We start from the raw sequence: 18695 nt of genomic DNA on the forward strand, positions 1-18695 counted from the left end.
CATCATGTTCCGTATCAAATTCTCCACCTCGTCCGCAAGCTGTCGGTGGGCAGCAGACCCGCCGAATTCCACATCATTCTAGACCGCCACCCTCTGCATTGCGTATAGCACTTTGTATCCACGCGAAGCACGGACAGCCGCGCACCTACTCGTCGGCAGCTCAGGGATTATGGGAAATTGCGGTCACAGTGCACTATTTCGCTTCGGCCGCCTGCCCCGCTTCCGCGGTTTCACGGCTTTTCCGGTTTGCCCGAAAATCCTACCCAGAAATGCCTCGTTGCCCACCGGCCAGCCGATGCTCTCGGCCTTGCGCAGTGCGTCGAAAGCCGCGGCATCCATCGAGCAAATTGAACAGCCCGGCCGACGACGGCAGCCTGTCCTTCATTGTCCCTAGTCAGTAATGCCGTCGGGCTCCCACGTCGGATGCGCCTGAGCGCTTGACCAGGGCCAATCCGCCGCCTGCCTTGCCAGTCCGGCACGTGCGGGATTCAGCCCTACATAGCGTACCGCCGCCAGGAGATGATCCTCCATCGCGACGGCGCCGAAGCGACCTTGCCGGAAATGCCCGGTTTTCTTTTGCCGCGCGTGAATGGTCCCCCGCATAGGTGCGATGCACCTTGGCGAGCGCGCGCCACAAACTATCCGGGACGGCCGGCGCCAGGGTCAGGGGGTTCGGCATCAGGGTCCAGCCGCCAACATCGGCGGCGCTGCAATCCTCGACCAGCAGGCCCTTGTAGAGCGCATAGTCTTGCGGCGTGAAAAACACTTTGGCGCGCTCGTTGCGGCGCTGGGTTCCGCGGTGCGGCAGAGAACGACAGTGCTGGCAAGGCGAGCCATGCGGTCAGTCTAGAATTAATGAGGGCGGGCGGCCATGGCAAAAAGTGCACTGTCACTGTAATTCTGTCGACTGTTTCAGATTTTTTGTCCGGTGTTTTGCGTGGGACAGCATCTTATTTGCGTAATTCTCGTATCCATGACGTTTTGCCTTTGACATTATTTCTAATTCTATGTCTTCCGGGGTCGCGCCCACAGAAATCTTGGCAGGGACGTTGTGGAAAATATCGGCAATAATATGTGCGTCCTCCACTTTATCACTTGCCCTAATTTCAACTAGTGCAACGCCAAGGATGTACAACATCTCAGCGTAATATTTTGGGGTGTTAATGTGTTCCGTTTCCATGGCTATTATCTGTCCCCGATCCTCCGTTTGCGTTTCCGTCGCTGTCACCTGCGTTACTGCCGTTATCACTACCGGTATCATTTTCGCTATCTTGTTCAGCTGTCGCCGCGTTAGCCTTTTCAGCTCTGTCTAAATCTTTTTCCCAAGAGGCGATATCGTCTTTTTGTCCCAGGTCATCGACGGGGATCGTGTCCTCCGGGCTAAAGAGCCCTCGCTTTGCTGCTTCTTTGAGCCTTCCGTTGCCATCGAGGACCGTATTTCCTTTTACTTTGACACTCTGGCCGTCTGCCGGGTTTAAAATAGAATCTTTCAGCTCTTTGTCTGTTAGTTTTTCTATATTCGGCCTCGGTTTGTTGTGGGCAGGCGCATCAATAGTTTCTAGATCGCCAAATTTTCTATTTTCAACGCCTTTCGATGGTGGAGCAGTCGGGGCAGCCAGCATTGCCATTGGCAGCCCAAATACAGTCATCTTGGCCAAATTTCTGAGACCTAGGGAAGGAGGCGAAGATAGGGCCTTTGCTAAAGCCTGATGACATGAACTGCACTCACGAAATGCTTCGGCCAACATCAGGCCGCCAACAATTGTTGCTGCTATCCCGTCGTCCACGCCCACAAGGTGCCCATTCGGATCACTCTTATTCACCGGATCATTCTGGGCATATGCGTACCGATTGGTTCCAACCCCCGGCAACGTCGGATCCCAGTCATCCGGCGAAATAAACCGCCCCAGCACCGGATCCATGTACCGTGCATTGAGATACAGCAGTCCGGTCTCGGGATCGAAGCGCTCGCCGATATAGCCCTTTTGCGTCTGGAAGCCTGTGTTGAGGCGTTCGCCATAGGTGGCGTAGTTGGTGGCCTCGGCGATGGCGCCCAAGGCATCGGTGACCATGCGCACCGAGGCCAGGTGATCGCGGTGCAGGAAGGCTTTTGTCGTGCCCGTTACCTTGATGTCAGGATGGGGATAGCGCGTGTAGATTTCCGCACCCGGCGTCGCCGGATCGATCTCGACCGAGGCATCGGGATAGAGCGTCGTGGCAAAACTCGAGGATTTTTTCGCCCGCGCTCCGTCTGGACCATAGGCAAGATTGACGGTGTTGGATGCCAGCGTGACCGTCTTCAGCCGATTGGCCTCGTCCCAGACCAGCGTCCGGCTGCCGTCCGAGGTTAGGTTGCCATTGGCATCATAGGCCATGGCATTGGCGCCGACACTTGTTGGTGCGTGCGGACGTGGTGCTGTCGCTGCCGGGTAAGTGTAGGTGCCGGCCACACGCGTGCGTGAGGTCATGTTGTCGTTGACGGCATAGACAAAGCTTTCGCTCAAGCTGGTGTTGCCCAGATTGGTGCTCGCCGTCAGCCGGTCGGCATTGTCATAGCCATAGGTCCAGCTGTCCGAGGCCGTCAGCCCCGTGGTGCCGGTGATGCGGCCGACGCTGTCACGCGCATACTGGTCGTCGAGCAGGATGGCGGCGCCTCGTGCCGTGGTGACACGCGTCACCCAGCGCCGCGTCGGCGAGTAGGTGAACGAAGTTTTGACCCCATTGGCGTAGGTGATCTCCTTGGTCTGGCCATCGGCCTCGTAAATCGTCGAGGTGATGAAGCCGGGAGCTGAGACGAGCTTGTTGCCGGCGGTGTACTGCAGGCGGTTGGCGTTCGAACCGAAGTCGAGCTGAACAGGGAAGTACTGGACGTATACGTTCTGGCCGGAGCCGTCGTGGACGTTGAACGTATAGTTGGTGATCCCCGCGATCGTGGCATCCTGGCGAGCAACCTTGCCGAGACCGTCATAGTTGTAGAGCTGGACGGCAGCCGCGTTTTCCGAGCGAGTGAGCTGGCCGATGTTGTAATAGCCAGCCGCCGCTTGGTCGTAAGTATTCTGGGTCAGCGTCACCGCACTGCCGCCGGACGCCGTAGCCGTCTTCAGCGTCAGCCGGTCCATCTGGTCGTAGCTGAGCGTGGTCACCGCACCCCTGGCATCGGTCTGGCTGGTCAGGCGATTGGCGGCATCGTAGGCATAGGACCAACTGCCGAGATCGGGATCGGATGCCGACAGCCGGTTGCCGAGCATGTCGTAGCTGTAGGTCCAGGTCGAACCGCCGGGATCGCTGACCCCGATCAAGCGGCCGAGAAGGTCGTAGCTACGCCTTTCGAGAAGGCCGAGGCCGCCATTGTCGCGAATGACGCTCGTGACATCGCCCCGGGTCGATGAGGTGGTCTTGGTCTGATGGCCAAGCTCATCCGTCATCGTTACCGCATAGAGCCGAGGGTTGGCGACATCGGTGGTGGCTATATCGTGCAGGTAGCTGCGCTGGCTTGCATCCGGATTGACCGTCTTCACCAGCCGGTCGGCCCAGTCGTAACTGTTGGTGGTCCACTGCGCCGTCTCGCCGACGAAGCGCGGGAAGGCGGTGCGCAGCGCATTGCCACGCAGATCGTAGTCGGTCTCGGCAATGCGTCTTGCACCAGCCGCGGTGTCTCCCGGGGTTTCCACCCGATAGACCCGGCCGAGCCCGTCATAGCGCGAGACGGAAAAATCCTCACCCGCCCCATTGGGCAGCGGCGTGTATTTGATCAGCCGCTGATTGTTCGGATCCCCTTCGGCGGAAAAAACCGTCCTGACATAGGCGCCCGTCACACTCTGGGACACCTGGGAGGGCCGGCAGAAGGCGTCATAGGTGAAGGTCTTCACAAGACCATTGAAGTCCGTCCTGGTCGCCGGCAGGCCGCACACGGCATTGTAGGCGGCGGTCGAGACAAAGCGGGTGTCGGCCGGCTGCCCGCCAGTCGCAAAATAGCGCGGTGCGCGCTGGCTTACCGGATAGAGGTGATAGGTGGCGTCATAATCCCACTCGGTCTTGTGGCCGAGACCATTGGTGGCGGACACCTTGTTGCCATAAGTGTCGTAGGCAAAATACTGGCTGACCGTCTTGGTCAAGGCGGCATCGCTGAAGTTCAGCACCCGGGTCAGATTGCCCCTTGTCGGCACCGCCCAGACGTCCGTGCTGCCGTCATAGTAGTTGTGCAAATAGCTGACATAGGGATCGGTGCCGGTGAGCCCGGCATGGGTGCGCTCGGCGATGTTGGCCGAGACGATGTAGGCGCTGGTGTTGGGCGAGAAGAAGCGTTCGGTAAACGTTTCGTCGCCGCCGATATCGGTGCGGCCATAGTCCTTGAGGCTGGTGACGTTGTTGTAGGCGTCGAACACCCGCTCGACCCTGAGCGCGCGAGAAATGTTCTCGGTCAGCGTTGTGTCGGTCGCCGTGTTCTGCACGGTGTAGGGTTTGGTTGCCGTGTTGACCGCATAGGTCTCGGCGACCTGCTTGTGGACGGTGCCGGCGCCATCCTTCCATACCGTCAGTGACGGCAGCCCGTAGCTTGCCAGATCCTGGCGATAGGTCGTCTCGATCTTCGACGCCGCCGTCTCGCCATTGGCCAGCGGTCTGGTCTCGACGATCGAGGCGAAGCCCAGGAACTGCGGGCTGCAGGATCGTATTTGCCGCCGGCATAGGTGTAAGAACTCACCGCCGTCTGGCCGCGACCGTCACCAACTGAAAGCTTCGACACCGCATGCACCAGCTGCGGCAGGTAGTTGTTCACCCAGGTTGACGATGGCGCGTACTCCACCGCAACCGTCCCGCCGAGCTCCGTGGTGATCTGGCGAAGCAGGTTCGGGTTGCCGGCGCCGGCGTTCGAGATGAACATGCTCGCGTAGTTTGTGAAATCCGGAAGGCCGTCGCCGTTGAAGTCGCCGATCACAGTGCCCGCCGTTGTCGCTGAAGGCAGCGTGAACTGCACCGGCGCCATCGCTGTCGATGACGGACGTAGCGAAAAAATCCTCAGTGTGCCGGTTCTGTCCAGTTGGCTCGTTACTGTGCCGCCAACCGTGACGACATCTGTTCGCCCATCATTGTCGAAATCGCGCAGCACTGCGGTCGTGCCTGGAATCGACGAAACCGTGTAGTTCTTGAAGCCGGTTCCAGTTGAGAGCCAGACCTGGGTGTTTCCGTTCGTGCCGTTATAGACAATTATGTCCGTTGCGCCATCGCCATTGACATCGGCCAAAGCGCAGCTGCCAACCGACCCGGAATAGGCTCCATTGGAGCATGAGATAGGAAACGAATTCGCACCCGGTTGCCACTTGCCATTCGAGAGCACACCCTTCGTCGATGTGCCGCTAGGCCCCCAAAAAAGCGGCAGCTGTTTGCCGTTGCCTAGGAAATCGCCAACGCCCTTCACCTGGTAGGTGGAGTTGTTGGGGGACACGGTATCGACTCCGGTCCCGTCCACGTCGGCAACGATGTGTCTGCCGGTGAGATTGCTGCAAACCGCTCCGTAGCCCGCCGGTCCGGTCGAAGTGCAACGCTCCTTAGTCAGCGCCAATTGCGGATCGCTCGTAATTATCGAGCCATTGGTGACAGTCCTGGTGCCACCGTTTTGGCCGAATGGCTCTGAATGCGTAGTCTGGACGGCAAAATCCGTGGTGTTCTTATTTGCAAGGAAGCGACCCGTGTCCACGACGGTTCGGTGATCGTCAGGAAGGACTACAATGTGCGACTCCACTGTCGCTGACGTAGTGCCTGCCACCCCTCCATTGGAGGCGAACTTGTAAACCCTTTCAGTGGTTGTTTCTGTAGTGGTTGTGTCGCCGCTGCTTCCGCCACTGTGTTGAGTGGTCGTGGCCGAGGATTCCCCGTAGATTTCGTCGCGCCCGTCAAAATCCAGATCTCCCACCGATCGCGATGAAAACGCGCCGCTGCCGGAAGGGAACGAAACGCTTACAGTCCCATAGACCCCATCGGTGTTCTGATAGGTCATCTGGCCGAGGATTTTGGCGGTGCCGCCGGTGATGGTGCCGTCAGTGGCGACCGTCGCATCGGTGCCGTAGCGGGTAACGGCGGTGAGGCGCGAGGTGTTGGAGAACGGCGCCTGGTCATAGGTCAGTCTGTAGCCGCTGCGCAGCGCTCCGCTGACCGTGACCGAGATCGCCTTGATGCGCTGGCTGGTCTCCGAGATGTCGCGGCCATTGCCCATTAGGATCATGTCCGGACGGGTTTCCAGATAGAATTTTACCACAGTGCCGTTGTAGCTGACGCTGTCGGGGTAGCAGACCGGGCTCGCCGGACAGGTATAGCTGTAGGTAACTGTGTTGCCGTTGGTGTCGGTAACCGAGGTCAGCAGCCAGCGGTAGTTTTGGGCTAGATAATACGCCGGCGTGCCGGCGGTCGGTGTCAGGTTCGCAACCGCCGCCACCGAGCGAAATGTCGAGACGGTGGCGTCGCGATCGGTCAGCTTCCATTCATTGGTGGTGCTGTTAAGCGCAATGCGGCGATAGGATTCATTCTCCGTCGCATGCGTGCCTCCGGTCGAGCAGGAGGGCGACACCATGCCGGCAACGCAAGTGACCATCGCCTGGCCGTCGAGCAGATAGATGTCGGTCGCATCGTAAGCCGGCATGCCATAGCCGGGGCTTGCCCGCTCGACGACATCAAAACCATCGAGCCCCCAAGCATAGCCGAGCCAGCCCTGGTAGAGACCGCCGATCTTGGTCTTGCGCGAAGAGTTGTAGTTCAGCGCGATCTGCGGCTCGATGCCATGGAACGCAGGCGCATCGATGCCGATAGCATAGCCAAGATTGCCGTTGCCGCCCGCCTTCGGCAGATCCACCTTTGGCGTGCCGATCGCCTCGGGATCGCCGCTCTCGGTCGTCGTGGCAGTTGCCGTGGCAGCAGCTTGTGCCTCAGGCTCTGTGCCGTCCTTGGCATCCGTCGTCTTTGCGCTGGTGGTCTTGGTGTCAGTCGACTTGGCATCGGCCGGTTTGACACCAACCTTGGCTGCGGCGTCCGGGCTTTGTGTCGCTGCCGCACCTGCCGCCGCATCTCCTGCCGCACCCGCTCCAGGCGGCTGGTTGCCTGACGTTGATGTGCCGCCTGCAGCCTGCCCGCCTGATCCCAGCGCCGCCCCGCCATTGCCGAAACCGCCGGCAGAAGTTCCTGTATCCACGGAGGAGCCTTGCGCCTCCTGCGCGAACGCGATTATTCCTACACTCCCGCTAATATAAGAGGCGGCAGAAAAATCTGCGCCAACGATACTTACAGCAAGCACTGCCGCGCCAACAAGCAACCGTTTCATGATCCCCCGAGCCAAGTTGCTTATCGATACTCACCTTTCATTTTGTGGATACAACGCCCACCTGTCATGCAGCCCTTATCCACAGAGTTATTTTGAGCAGACGAGGAGAAGGTACCTTGTCGAGGAGCCGCGTGAGGTCCCCTGGCTCAAACCACTTGCCGTGCTGGATTCAGAGCTACCTCGCTGAATCGTCTCGCGTCATCGCATGCAAGCCGTGCCTCCGGCGTCCACTTTCGGTTGCGGCCGCTCGGCTGCGGGCAGGTCCGATCCGCACCAAGATCGATCGCATCGGGCACAAACCCATAATCGGATCGGCGCTCCTCTGCTTCACGCTCCTCGCGACGAGCTTTTTCGAAAATCAGGTGGAAGAGTATGCCATCCGCGAACACATCGTACGGTGAGATCCTGAGCGGCGCCGGCCTGGATCCGGGTCAACCGGTAATCCGGGTCGAAGCTGTAGGTCATCTGCACGCCATTGCCCAGGGTCAAAGCGCCCATTGAGCCGAACGGCAGGTATTGGCCACCCAAAGCCAGGGTCACCGCGGAAGCTGTGGCGTTCCCCCGGCGAGCTCCGCGCGTCCGCATGCGCCAATTTCGGTCGGCGCCAATGCGATGGCCTATGATGCAAATGGCAATCTGACCTCCGACGGAGGCCGTACGCTGATCTGGGACGAGGCCAATCGGCTGACGACGGTCACGCTTGCCTCCAACACCGTCAACCTCACCTATGGACCCGACGGAGCGGGCCAAGAAGTCCTCGAGCTTCGCGACAACGCTCTATCCCGACACCTCGATCGAGATCAACCCGGCGACACCGGGCGCGGAGATCTACACGCGCTATCCGCATCCCGACATCAAGGTGACGGACACGACAAAGACCTTCCTGCATCGCGATCACCTGGCCTCGGTGCGCGTGGTCACCGATGCCTCGGGCGCCATCGCCGAGCAGACTAACTACGCCACCTATGGCGAACGTCTCAACACCGGTTTCCAGACGCAGAAGGGCTACATCGGCGAACGCTTCGATCCCGAGACCGGGCTGATGTATCTCAATGCCAGATACATGGACCCCGTGCTGGGACGGTTTATCTCGCCGGATGACTGGGATCCGACGAAGGGAGGTGTCGGAACCAATCGCTATGCCTATGCTCAGAACGATCCCGTCAACAAAAGCGATCCCAATGGGCATGCTGTCGTCGCTGACGACATCGTGCTGGGGACAATCGCCGGTGGCCTTTTGTTGGCAGAAGCTTACCGTGAGTGTAGCTCATGTCAGCAGGCCGTTACAAAAGCCTTGACCGCGCCGCCGCCCCTTCGTTGAGCTATGCCGCGAGATCCATGCTTTTGGCACCACCTCTTTGTTGCTCTTCCTATGCCTTTCCAACAGCCTGCCGGCCTTCTAGGCGTGTCCTATGGATCAGAGCCAATCAGGAACTGTAACGCTCACAATGCAGGAATCCTTTCTCTGCACTTTAAATGCGCCAGCTAGCGCGACATCTCCACTCCACGAAACTTCATGACCATTTTCTTTGGCGAATTTTTCAAAATCTGCGACTCTTAAATGGCAAGAGGAGAAGCTCATGTTTGCCATCTTACTCAAGAAGCGCATTTCCCTTCGCTGCAACCCAATTTGTTCTTTTAGGTTGTCAATTTCTAACGCCGGATCGAGGCTTCGAACAAACAAAAACAGCGCAATCGCACTAGGAATAACTAAAATTATCCAAAAAGTAATTTTTTTCATCTTGAGCCCGCTTGCAGTGCTTCCCAGGCAAAAGTATCGCAAAAATTTAATTTATTCTTTCCAAATGGGTTGATAGAGTATGGATACTTGTCCAGATTCCTCTGCCGATCCAGAGCAAAGTCAATAATTTTTCCAGCGTCTGCATCCCGATTGTAAATCGAATTTACAGAATTTCCTTTTCCAAACTGTTGCGATAGCGTTTGCCTAATAGCATCTGACGACTCCTGAGTGAGGAAGCCATCTTTGTCAAAACTCATCGTACCAACACGAATTGGACCTCTCACGTCACCATATTTACCACCGTACCGACCGAAATCAAAATATTGCGCATCACCTGTAAGGTTATCGATGGCGACGACGCCGGCATGTCCGAGCGGCAAGCTGAAACCCTCACCGGTGTCGACTGAATAGCCGCTGTAGTAGACGGCCATACCAGCTAGGCCGAGAGGATCGATCCGGCTCAGTGGATTTCCCCCTACATAGGCATACAGATTGATACCGCCGTTGAGTCCGATCGGGTCTGGCTCGATGTAGCGACCGGTGGCTGGGTCGTAATCGCGGAAATAGTTGTAGTAGAGACCGCTGGCTGGATCCTCCTGCTGGCCGGGGAAGCGTTGCGGATTGGCGCTGGTGACGCCGACGGGCTGGGAGACGGTGTCGCCGAAGATGCCGGCAACCCGCTGCCAGGTAACGGCCGCGGGTGACCCGTACAGCATCTTCTGCGGCTGGGACACCTGGTCGTTCAGGATGTAAAAGACGCTGCCGGCCAGGTTCTCGATGGCGAACGGTCTGCCGTCCAGGTAGATATAGTTCCTCATAAGCACGCCGGCCGCGGTGTATTCGGCGAGCAGCAGGCCGTCCTGGCCGAAGATGAAGATGCCGCCTCCGCCGGTGACGGTCGAGGTCTGGCGCTGGCCGAAGGCGTTGTACTTCAGCGTGACACCCGCCACCGTCGCCAGCCGGCCGTCATCGTTGTAGGTGTATGCCGCCTGTGTGGTGTTGCCGTTTTTGCGCGAGAGCAGCGCGCCATTAGCATCGTAGGCGTATTTGAGTGTCGTCGATCCGGTCACCGTCTGGGCGAGCTGGGTGTTGGTGCTCGTGTAGGTGTAGGTGGTAGAGGTGGCACCGCCGTTGACCAGCGAACGCGTCAGCCGGTTGCCGGCGGCATCATAGGTATAGCTGTCGTTGCCATAGCTACCCACCCCGTTCGTGACCCGCCCACCCAGATCATATTGGACGGTTTGCGTCAGGGTGGGGGTCACCCCATCCGTGAGGCTGGTGACATGGCTGGCCGCGTCGTAGCCGACGGTGAGATCCTGAGCCGCGCCGGCCTGGATCCGGGTCAACCGGTAATCCTGATCGAAGCTGTAGGTCATCTGCACGCCGTTGCCCAACGTCAGGGCGCCCAGGGAGCCGAACGGCAGGTGTTGGCCCCCCAAAGCCAGGGTCACCGTGGAAGCCGTGGCATTCAGCTTGCTCGTGATGCCAACGATGCGGCCTTGCGCATCGCGTTGGTAGCTGATGACCAGCCCGGAGGGATAGGTGATCTGGGTCAGGTTCTTATCGAGGTCGTAGCCATAACCGGTGGCATACTGCACCGAGGAAATTGTGCGATTTTCGCTGACCACATTGCCGTAAGCATCGTAGATGAAGCTGGCCGAACCGGGGGCGTCGGTCAGCGTGGTCAGCCGGCCGACGCCATAATTGCCGCCAGCGGTTGCGTCATAGGTGTAGCTGACGTTGAGCGCGGTCGTGACTGAGGTCCGGGTCTTGATACGGTTCAGCGCATCGTAGGTGTAGTTCACAGTGATCTTGCGCGCGTCCTTTCGCGACAGGATGTTGCCGGCCAGGTCGTAAGTATAAACCGTGGTCCCGTTGTCCGGGCTGACCACCTGCGTCACGAAACCAAATCCATTGACGGTATAGGTCGTCGGGTGGAGCCTAGGGTCGGTGATCGAGGTAATGTTGTCCTGTCCGTCATAGGCGATCTGGGTCACCGCGTTTAGCGCATCGGTGACCTGTTTAACCCGGTTGAGGCCATCGAACGCGTTCTGCGTAACGGCGTTGCGTGGATCGGTGATCCTGGTCCGGTTGGAGTTGGCGTCATACTGGTAGGCGGTTGTCTGGTTGGCGGCACCAATGTTGGTCAGTAGACGACCCAGAGTGTCGAAGGTCGCGCTGTTGGTCATCAGCACCTGCGACGAACCATTGACCACCTGTGTCTGCAGGTGGTTACCTAGGGCGTCAAGCATGAAGACCATCTTGTTACCAGCCTGGTCGGTCATCGAGGTCAGTTGATGGGCCGCATTGTAACCGTAGGCCAAAGTCACGCCGGACGGCGTGGTCAGCGACGTCAGAAGACCATTGACGTCGTAAGTGAGAGTGGTCGTCGCCGGGGTCGGACCCTGCACTGTGGCGGTCAGGAGCCTGCCCAACGGATCATAGGTCAGGTTGGTGACGACGTTGTTCGGGTCCTTGATCGAAGTTGGCAACCCGAGCAAATTGGTGGAGAGGATGGTCGTCACCTGGTTCAGCGGGTTCGTAACGGTCGCGAGGTTGCCCGCCGTATCGTAAGTGTAGCTCGTGGCCTGCGTTACGTCGGTGCGCGGGCCGGTGACGCTTTGAAGAAGACCCGCTGTTGTCCAGCTGTAGGTCCACGTCCGGGTGGGTTGGTTCCTGGTGACCGTCGTGTCGGTTTCTGTGCGCTGAGTGAGCCGGCCGGCGGCATCGTAGGTCAGATCGACGGTCAGGTTGGGAGCAACGATCTGGGTGGGCAGCTTGAAAGCGCTCGACCAAGTGGTGGTTACCGAGCGCGCTAGACCGCCGGTGCCGGCGTCCTCCACGCGGTTGGTTTCGTTGCCGCCGCTGTCGTTGGTGAAGTTGTAAATCTTGCCATAGAAGTCGACGCGTTGCGACAGGAAGCCGTGATAGTCGTAGGTCTGAGTCAGGGTCGCGGCCGGCACGTTAGCGCTGGTCTGGCGAGCGATGCTGGCGGTCTCGAACACCGTCGGGATAGGCTGGCTGCTCAAGTCGGGCCGCACCATGGTATAGATGCTTACCTGGCCGAGCGCGTTGGTTACCGTGCGTTTGTCATTGACGTCGTCGTAGATAATGGTGGTGTAGTCAGCGCCACCGGCGCGTTGGGCCGTCAGAGCGCGGCCGCGGACATCATAGGTGGTCGATTCGATCACCGCACCGTTGGTGTCCTTCGCCGCGGTCAGCAACGGCGTTGACGTCGTGGTGCGATCGTACTCGTAGGTCGTGGAATCGATCAGGGTGTTGTCAGCTTTTCGCCGAGTGACTTGGGTCAGCAATTCCGTGCCCGGAACCGAGACGCCAACAACAGACTGCAGCTGGTAGGCGTATTGCAGCTTGACGCCGTCGGGAAGGTTCACCTCCGTGACGACGTTGCCGCTCCAGGTGAAAGTGACGGTGCGACCCAGACTGTCCGTCAAGCTCGCAAGATGATTGTTGGTATCGTAGGTGTAGTAACGGGAGTAGCCGCCCTTCCAGGCCGTCTGCGTCACCATGTAGGCGCCGTTGACGAGCGCTAGAGTATCGGTCCGGTCGTTCTCATCCGTGTACTTATAGGTCCCTAGGGTGGTTTCAACGAGCGCGTCGCGCGCGTCCTGCTGTCCGTAATAGTAATAGGTGTTGGTGTTGTCGTACCGACCTTCGATGGTGAACGCTTTCCACACACCCAAGGCATTCGGATCGTATTGATACATTATATTCCCGAAGCGGGTCCGAGCGCCATCCTCACGGCGGATGATCATCATGTAGCGAGGGTAGACCACCTCGACATGCCGGCCGAGGATGTCCATCTGCCACACCCCTCCCATGCCGTCGTTGGAGCTGGTGCTAGGCATCATCATGCTGCGGTAGTAGCGCTTGACCTTGATCGGATAGGCCCCGCCGCTGGTGTAGTCTGTGACCACCTCCACCTTGGCGCCTGAGGAGAGTGAGACCGGATCGCCGACGGTAGGGCACGAGCCCGCCGTGCCGACGTTACCCTGGCAGATCGGCTCGGCCGTAGTGGGATAGTCGGAAGGGACGCAGGTCGCTTGGGCCGGCTTGTCGCTTCCGTCGCACCCAAACTCGATATAGATTGTCGATGGTCCCTGGGCGCTATTGAAATTGCACTTCGTCGACGGGTGCAGTAGCCCGTCGCTTGGATCAAGCACCTCCCAATTGGGATCGAGGCCGATCAGATCCGAGACATTATAGCCGAAATAAGGGACATAGACGCCTTGCAGAGAAGAACAGGCTCCGGCCCGGGTCGCGTAGAACTGCAAATCAGTAATTGCACCCCCAGGCTGGATACCGCCCCATCCGGCAGCAAGGCTGGCACTCGCGATGGTCAGACCCATGAGGGCGCAGACAAGACCAACTAAGGCTCGCTGTAGCCGCTTGGCCCATTTGCTGAAGCCGATTGAAATGAAATCCAATGCCGCACGCATGACTACCCCTCCCTAGATAAAAATCCAAGCAATCGCCCCGGGTTGGACGGGGCAATCGCGCCAATTCGATACCTGGCCTCTACTACTGCTGAGTCGGAGAAGATTGTGGTTTCGGAATCATCGGAAGGCGCTGACCCGCAACGCCGGACGCCGCCGACCCATCGTTAGGCCCCACCGCCTTAGGCTTCCGCTTTTCGCCGCCGGTCGCTTTGTTTGGTAGCGCCAGTATCGCAGTGTTGGCTCCCCGTCCGTATTGAACCGTCGCCGGCTTGGGATCCGTGACCTTGGGTAGGGTCGTTTCAGCATGCGCCACAGAAAATACAAGCGAAGCAAAGCCGATGACGGCAAAAACCCGACGCAGAATATTCATGTTCACCAGCTCCATTACCATCTTTAGCCAAGCCTCTCTTGCTGACCTCTATCAGTAAGTGCAATAGATTTTATTCTATATTATCCGTTGCGTGTATTCCAGTGCAGGTATCCCAGCTAGAGGAAGACGACATCTGTGGATTCTGTTGCCAAGATAAGATAGAACAAAATATTATACACCTCCTATGAATGCATGTAACTCACAACCAATGCAATGCCTTGTCGTGTTTGACTAAATGTCGTTGCGCGACTTGTGAAATTCCGGTTAACAATGTCTGAATGTTCTCTCAAAAGGCAGAGGCATGGAGCAGCATAAGCACCCTCCTCGAGGGCGAACGGATCATGAACTCTACTCTAGTGCGCTGTGTAGGCTGCAGGGCGTCTTGACTCTCGGTCTTGAGCAAATCAAGCAGACAAGAGCCTAGATTCTTGCGGCCCGTGAAACACAGTCGCCCGGAAATGGAGCGATTGCGGTTGGCATTGGATCTGCCCCGCGCAGCTTGGAGAGCCGATGGCCCAGAGTCTTCCGAAGCCGCGCCTGGGCAGCGCATTTCGCGTCGTCGTCACTGATGCCTATGAGCGGCGCTGCGCCGTCAGCGGAGAAAGGACACTTCCAATTCTCGACGCGGCGCACATCCGCTCCTATGCAGACGGAGGGATGCATGAGGCTTCTAATGGTGTGCTACTGCGCACCGACATCCACAAGCTGTTTGACCTCGGTTACGTGACGATCGACGAGAAGCACCGATTTGTCGTTAGCAGTCGGTTGAAGGCGGATTTCGACAACGGCAAGCACTATTACGATCTGCAGGGCAATGTCCTCCGTGATCCCAGAGGTCCGGCAGCGCTTCCATCGCCGACAGCCCTCCAGTGGCACCGTGAAAGCAGATTTTTGGGATGAGCCGGGGACGCCGATGAGACTCAGTCGATGCCAACGCTGACCCTTGTTATGTTCGCCATTTGTGCCTAAAAAGTCGCATAAAAGGCAGCGAGGAACCCCTCTATGATTGGTCAAAATCCGGTCGGGCCGACCCAGTTCCAGAAACAATCATTCCCGCGTTACAGGTCGTGTACTTCGGCCGTTACGCGCATTTACTTCAAGTCATCGAATATCTCGACGCTCGGCCAAAGCCCGCCGTTGGAGGAAAATGCGGCCGATCAGGCTGCTGTTCAATAACGCGTATCGAGTCCGAGTTCCTAGTACAAGCCGCGCAGACGGGCCGCGAATAGTCTCCAGCTGAAACCGAATGTCCGATCAAAGCATAGGCTAGGCACCAGCCGGAAGCGTGAATATCGTTCGGCCGGTAGCTCATTATTGCGGACAGCCGCTTCATCCTCTTGTGCTCCCCGCACTCGAGTGCCGCAGCCATCGCATTTTTCAAGTTCACGCCGTCGACGCGTCTGAAAACGTTGTTGTTCGCAAGGCAGTGCGTCGATCGCAAGTTCTGCCATGCTCCACCAAGTTGCCGCCCTGCCTGATCGGCATGGAGGCGTACGGTACATCGCGTCACGGTACTCGGCCATTGAAGTCCGCCTAATGCCGCCGTCCTACGTGAGGCCCTATGTGAAGCGCGGAAAGAATGATCCGACAGTCTGACCGGTGCATTCGACGACAAGTCGGCAATTCATCGGTCTTGGAAAAACGGACTCGGCTGGCTAGGCTGCGGCTTCGTGGCTGGGAGGTGACCGGATTCCAAAGCCCACCTTTCTTGACATTGCCCGCCGCGCCAGGGTTGGCACGGCGACGGTTGAGCGCGTGCTGAACGGCAGGGGTGGCGTTACGCCCGCCACTGTCGAGAAGGTCGTCGCCGCCGCGCGCTCGCTCAATTATGCTCGCCGCTTGCCGGAAGCTCATCACGGGGTGATCAGGATCGAGGTCATCTTGGTGCGTCCGGACGCCACCTTCTTTGCCCGACTGTCTCGCGCTTTCGAGCGCATCGCCGCGACGCTCGATCGTTCCATCGCCGTCCACCGCACCTTTCTCGACGAGGGCGACCCGGCGGCGATCGCCAGGCGCATCCTTGATCCGGACATGCGCCGCGCCGGCCTCATCCTCGCAGTTCCCGACCACCCGCTGGTTGGCGCCGCCTTGAGGAAACTCGAAACCGAAAACATCCCAACCGTGCAGATTGTCACCGAGATTTCCGGCACCAGCGGGGCCTATGTCGGTATCGACAATTATGCCGCCGGGCGCATGGCAGGGCTGTTGTTGTCGCGCATGCAAAGGCGGCCAGGCAAGGTGGTGGCGGTCTGCCACAGCCAGATCTACCGCGTGCACCGCGACCGCGTGCGCGGCTTCTTCGACTACCTGATGGAGACGGCGACCGAACATTTCGAACCGATCGGGGCGCTGTTCGGCCATGACGATGGAGATCGCAACGCTGAGCAGCTTCTTGAAGCCTTGAAGCGCTGGCCTGACCTTGCCGGTCTCTACAATGCCGGCGGCGCCAATTCGGCGCTCAACGATGTCTTGCGCCGTCATCCGCTCGGACGCCAGGTCTTCTTCGTCGGCCACGAGCTCACCGAGCGCAGCGCCGTCGCACTTCGCGAGGGTACGATGGATGTCGTGCTCGACCAGGCACCCGAGGCGCAGGCGAGGCGAGCAATGGACCTCGTGCTGGCGACATTGAACCTGCACGACCTGCAAGTCGAAAACCCGCCGATCCGCTTCGTCACCTTCACTGCCGAGAACCTTTGATCTGATTTGATCAAGGTAGAGCGAGCTTCGCCTCCGTCACAGTGCTAACTTCCTGCGAACGGACGGCGATCGCATATGAAGTTCGCCCCCTCATCCAGCCGCTTTGCTCCGCCTTCCCCGTTGGGAGAAGAGGCTGCAAGTGCAGACGATCTCCCTTTCCCCTCGAGGAAAGGTCGGATTGCCACAAATCGGATGGCAATCCGGGTGAGGGGGCATTCTTCCACATGCAATGGCGCTCCGCGAAGGGGAGGACGACTAGCGTGACGAGACGGCTGACGGCCTACGATCTGAGGAGCGCCAAGGGCAGCCGCAAATGGCTGCAGCTTCACGTCGACACGCCGGCTGAGGCCGCCGCGGCTGTCGCCTGCGATATCGTAGTCCTCTCCAGCGAGCCCGACCACAATCTGGAATTGATCCGTGAGGCGGCGCCTTTCGCCTTCTTGTCGGTCGGCATGCCGCATGGCGCGGTCGCCTCGCCCGACGAGGCGGTACGGCTCGGCTTTGACATGATCAAGCGCGGCGCCGACGCCGTCTATTGCTCGCATTCACCGCGCTTCATCGAGGCGATGGCGGCGGAGGGCATTCCGGTTACCGGCCATGTCGGCCTGGTGCCGAACCGCGCCACCTGGACGAATTTTCGCGCCGTTGGAAAGACCGCCGAAGAAGCCTTGAAGGTGCTGCGCGCGGCCAAGGACCTTGAGAATGCCGGTGCCGCCTGCATCGAGGTCGAGGTCGTGCCGGTGCGGCTTGCCGATCACATCACGCGCTCGACCCCACTGATCACCATGGGCATGGGCTGCGGCAGCGCCTGCGACACGCAGTACCTGTTTTCCAGTGACGTGCTCGGCACCCACACCGGTCACTATCCGCGCCACGCCAAACGCTATGCCGATTTCGTTACACTGGAGGCCGAACTGCAGGAAAAGCGCATCGCCGCCTTCCGCGCCTTCGGCCGCGACGTGACAGCCGGCGCCTATCCCGAAGCGAAGCACCAGGTCGACATGGACGATGCCGCCTATGACCGCTTCCTCACCCTTTCCCAATCCCTGTGAGATCGACATGGACGACCTGAAATACGGCATACGCAACAAAAGAGGCGACTGGGCTCCGAGCGAGCCGGCAGGCACCGCGCCGCTGTTCGCCTTTCCGCCGCGTCCGCTGGCGCTGCTGAAATGGCTGCCGCACTATTTCCTGCCCTACAATCTGCTGTTTGCGCTCTCGGCGGTCGCGTGGTGGCACTACGTGCTGCCCGACGTCGAGGTCATGAAGACGCTGAGTGTCGGATGGATCCTCAGGCTCTTCCTCATCAACTGCGCGGCGCTGCTTGTCTTCTTCGGCGTCTTCGAGCTCCGGCTCTACATTTTGAGAGCCCAGGACAATCGCTTCAAATACAACGGCAATTGGCCCTCCGAGCAGAAGAGCAAGGCATTCTTCTTCGAGAACCAGAACCTCGACAACATGCTGCGTACCTTCGGCACCGGCATGCCGATCTGGACGGCGATCGAGGTCGGGATCCTCTACGCCTATGCCAATGGCTACGTGCCGTGGCTGACAGTCGCCGAGCATCCCGTCTACCTGTTTTGCATGGCGCTGGTGGTGCCAATCATCCACGAGACGCATTTCTTCTTGCTGCACCGGGCAATCCACTGGCCGCCGCTCTACAAATGGGTGCATTCGGTGCACCACAACTCCGTCAACCCGTCGCCGTGGTCGTCGCTGTCGATGCACCCCGTCGAGCAGTTCGGCTATCTCGGCGTTGCACTCTGGCACCTGGTCATCCCGTCGAACCCGCTGCTTGCGCTCTACCAGCTCCACTATGCCGGCTTCGGCGCCATTCCCGGTCATATCGGCTTCGACAAGGTCGAACTCGGCGAGGACACCAGCATCGATAGCCACGCCTACATCCATTACCTTCATCACAAATTTTTCGAGGTGAACTACGGCGATGGCCTCATCCCGTTCGACCGATGGTTGGGCACTTTCCACGACGGCAGCAAGGAAGGCGAGGCCCGCATGCAGGCCCGCTACGAGAAGAAGAAGGCGCGCGCCAACGCCGCGCGATGACAGCCCGATCAGACAGCCACGCGAGGCGTCCGCGCAAGCCATCCCGCAAGGGCC

General features: G+C 59.1%; 12 protein-coding genes and 1 pseudogene. 6 read left to right on the plus strand and 7 right to left on the minus strand.

Annotation, left to right across the window (positions count from 1 at the left end; genetic code table 11):
* Positions 1–394 precede the first annotated feature (394 nt).
* The 4 genes from NKJ67_RS04090 to NKJ67_RS04105 form a co-directional block, all read right to left on the minus strand.
* Positions 395–766 carry a hypothetical protein gene (locus tag NKJ67_RS04090; RefSeq protein WP_352580593.1) on the minus strand — a complete coding sequence of 124 codons (372 nt, stop codon included), beginning with the start codon at positions 764–766 and terminating at the stop codon, positions 395–397.
* Between the two features lie 123 nt (positions 767–889).
* On the minus strand, positions 890–1180 hold the full coding sequence (locus tag NKJ67_RS04095) for a hypothetical protein (protein ID WP_352580594.1): 291 nt from the start codon (positions 1178–1180) through the stop codon (positions 890–892).
* Complete coding sequence (locus tag NKJ67_RS04100; RefSeq protein WP_352580595.1) at positions 1161–4451, minus strand: RHS repeat domain-containing protein; 3291 nt, start codon at positions 4449–4451, stop codon at positions 1161–1163. The genes NKJ67_RS04095 and NKJ67_RS04100 overlap by 20 nt, the downstream gene beginning before the upstream one ends.
* A gap of 83 nt (positions 4452–4534) precedes the next feature.
* A complete protein-coding gene (locus tag NKJ67_RS04105; protein ID WP_352580596.1) occupies positions 4535–7309 on the minus strand; it encodes an FG-GAP-like repeat-containing protein in 2775 nt (924 codons plus the stop codon).
* 727 nt (positions 7310–8036) lie between these two features.
* On the opposite strand from NKJ67_RS04105, the gene NKJ67_RS04115 reads away from it, so the two are divergent.
* Positions 8037–8630 carry an RHS repeat-associated core domain-containing protein gene (locus tag NKJ67_RS04115; RefSeq protein WP_352580597.1) on the plus strand — a complete coding sequence of 198 codons (594 nt, stop codon included), beginning with the start codon at positions 8037–8039 and terminating at the stop codon, positions 8628–8630.
* A gap of 96 nt (positions 8631–8726) precedes the next feature.
* Here NKJ67_RS04115 and NKJ67_RS04120 read toward each other — a convergent pair whose 3' ends face one another.
* From NKJ67_RS04120 to NKJ67_RS04130, 3 genes are all read right to left on the minus strand, one after another.
* Complete coding sequence (locus NKJ67_RS04120) at positions 8727–9050, minus strand: hypothetical protein (RefSeq protein ID WP_352580598.1); 324 nt, start codon at positions 9048–9050, stop codon at positions 8727–8729.
* Positions 9047–13510: an RHS repeat-associated core domain-containing protein gene (locus NKJ67_RS04125; RefSeq protein ID WP_352580599.1), complete on the minus strand. Its 4464-nt coding sequence runs from the start codon at positions 13508–13510 to the stop codon at positions 9047–9049. Before NKJ67_RS04125 ends, NKJ67_RS04120 begins: the two co-directional genes overlap by 4 nt.
* Before the next feature lie 82 nt (positions 13511–13592).
* Entirely contained in the window at positions 13593–13880 is a 288-nt protein-coding gene (locus NKJ67_RS04130; RefSeq protein ID WP_352580600.1) for a hypothetical protein, read from the minus strand.
* A gap of 510 nt (positions 13881–14390) precedes the next feature.
* Between NKJ67_RS04130 and NKJ67_RS04135 the strand changes: the two genes are divergently transcribed.
* From NKJ67_RS04135 to NKJ67_RS04155, 5 genes and pseudogenes are all read left to right on the plus strand, one after another.
* Complete coding sequence (locus NKJ67_RS04135) at positions 14391–14780, plus strand: HNH endonuclease (RefSeq protein ID WP_352580601.1); 390 nt, start codon at positions 14391–14393, stop codon at positions 14778–14780.
* 439 nt (positions 14781–15219) lie between these two features.
* A pseudogene (locus tag NKJ67_RS04140) lies at positions 15220–15464 on the plus strand (IS110 family transposase); the annotation flags it as partial.
* Positions 15465–15569: 105 nt separating this feature from the next.
* The gene (locus NKJ67_RS04145; protein ID WP_352441689.1) at positions 15570–16577 is read left to right on the plus strand and encodes a LacI family DNA-binding transcriptional regulator; all 1008 of its coding nucleotides are present in this window, start codon (positions 15570–15572) and stop codon (positions 16575–16577) included.
* Between the two features lie 260 nt (positions 16578–16837).
* Positions 16838–17629: a 3-methyl-2-oxobutanoate hydroxymethyltransferase gene (locus NKJ67_RS04150; RefSeq protein ID WP_352580602.1), complete on the plus strand. Its 792-nt coding sequence runs from the start codon at positions 16838–16840 to the stop codon at positions 17627–17629.
* Positions 17630–17636: 7 nt separating this feature from the next.
* Positions 17637–18641 (plus strand): sterol desaturase family protein, encoded by a 1005-nt coding sequence (locus tag NKJ67_RS04155; protein ID WP_352580603.1) that lies wholly within the window; start codon positions 17637–17639, stop codon positions 18639–18641.
* Positions 18642–18695: the final 54 nt, after the last annotated feature.

Source organism: Mesorhizobium sp. M0088, from assembly GCF_040322895.1.
GTDB lineage: Bacteria > Pseudomonadota > Alphaproteobacteria > Rhizobiales > Rhizobiaceae > Mesorhizobium.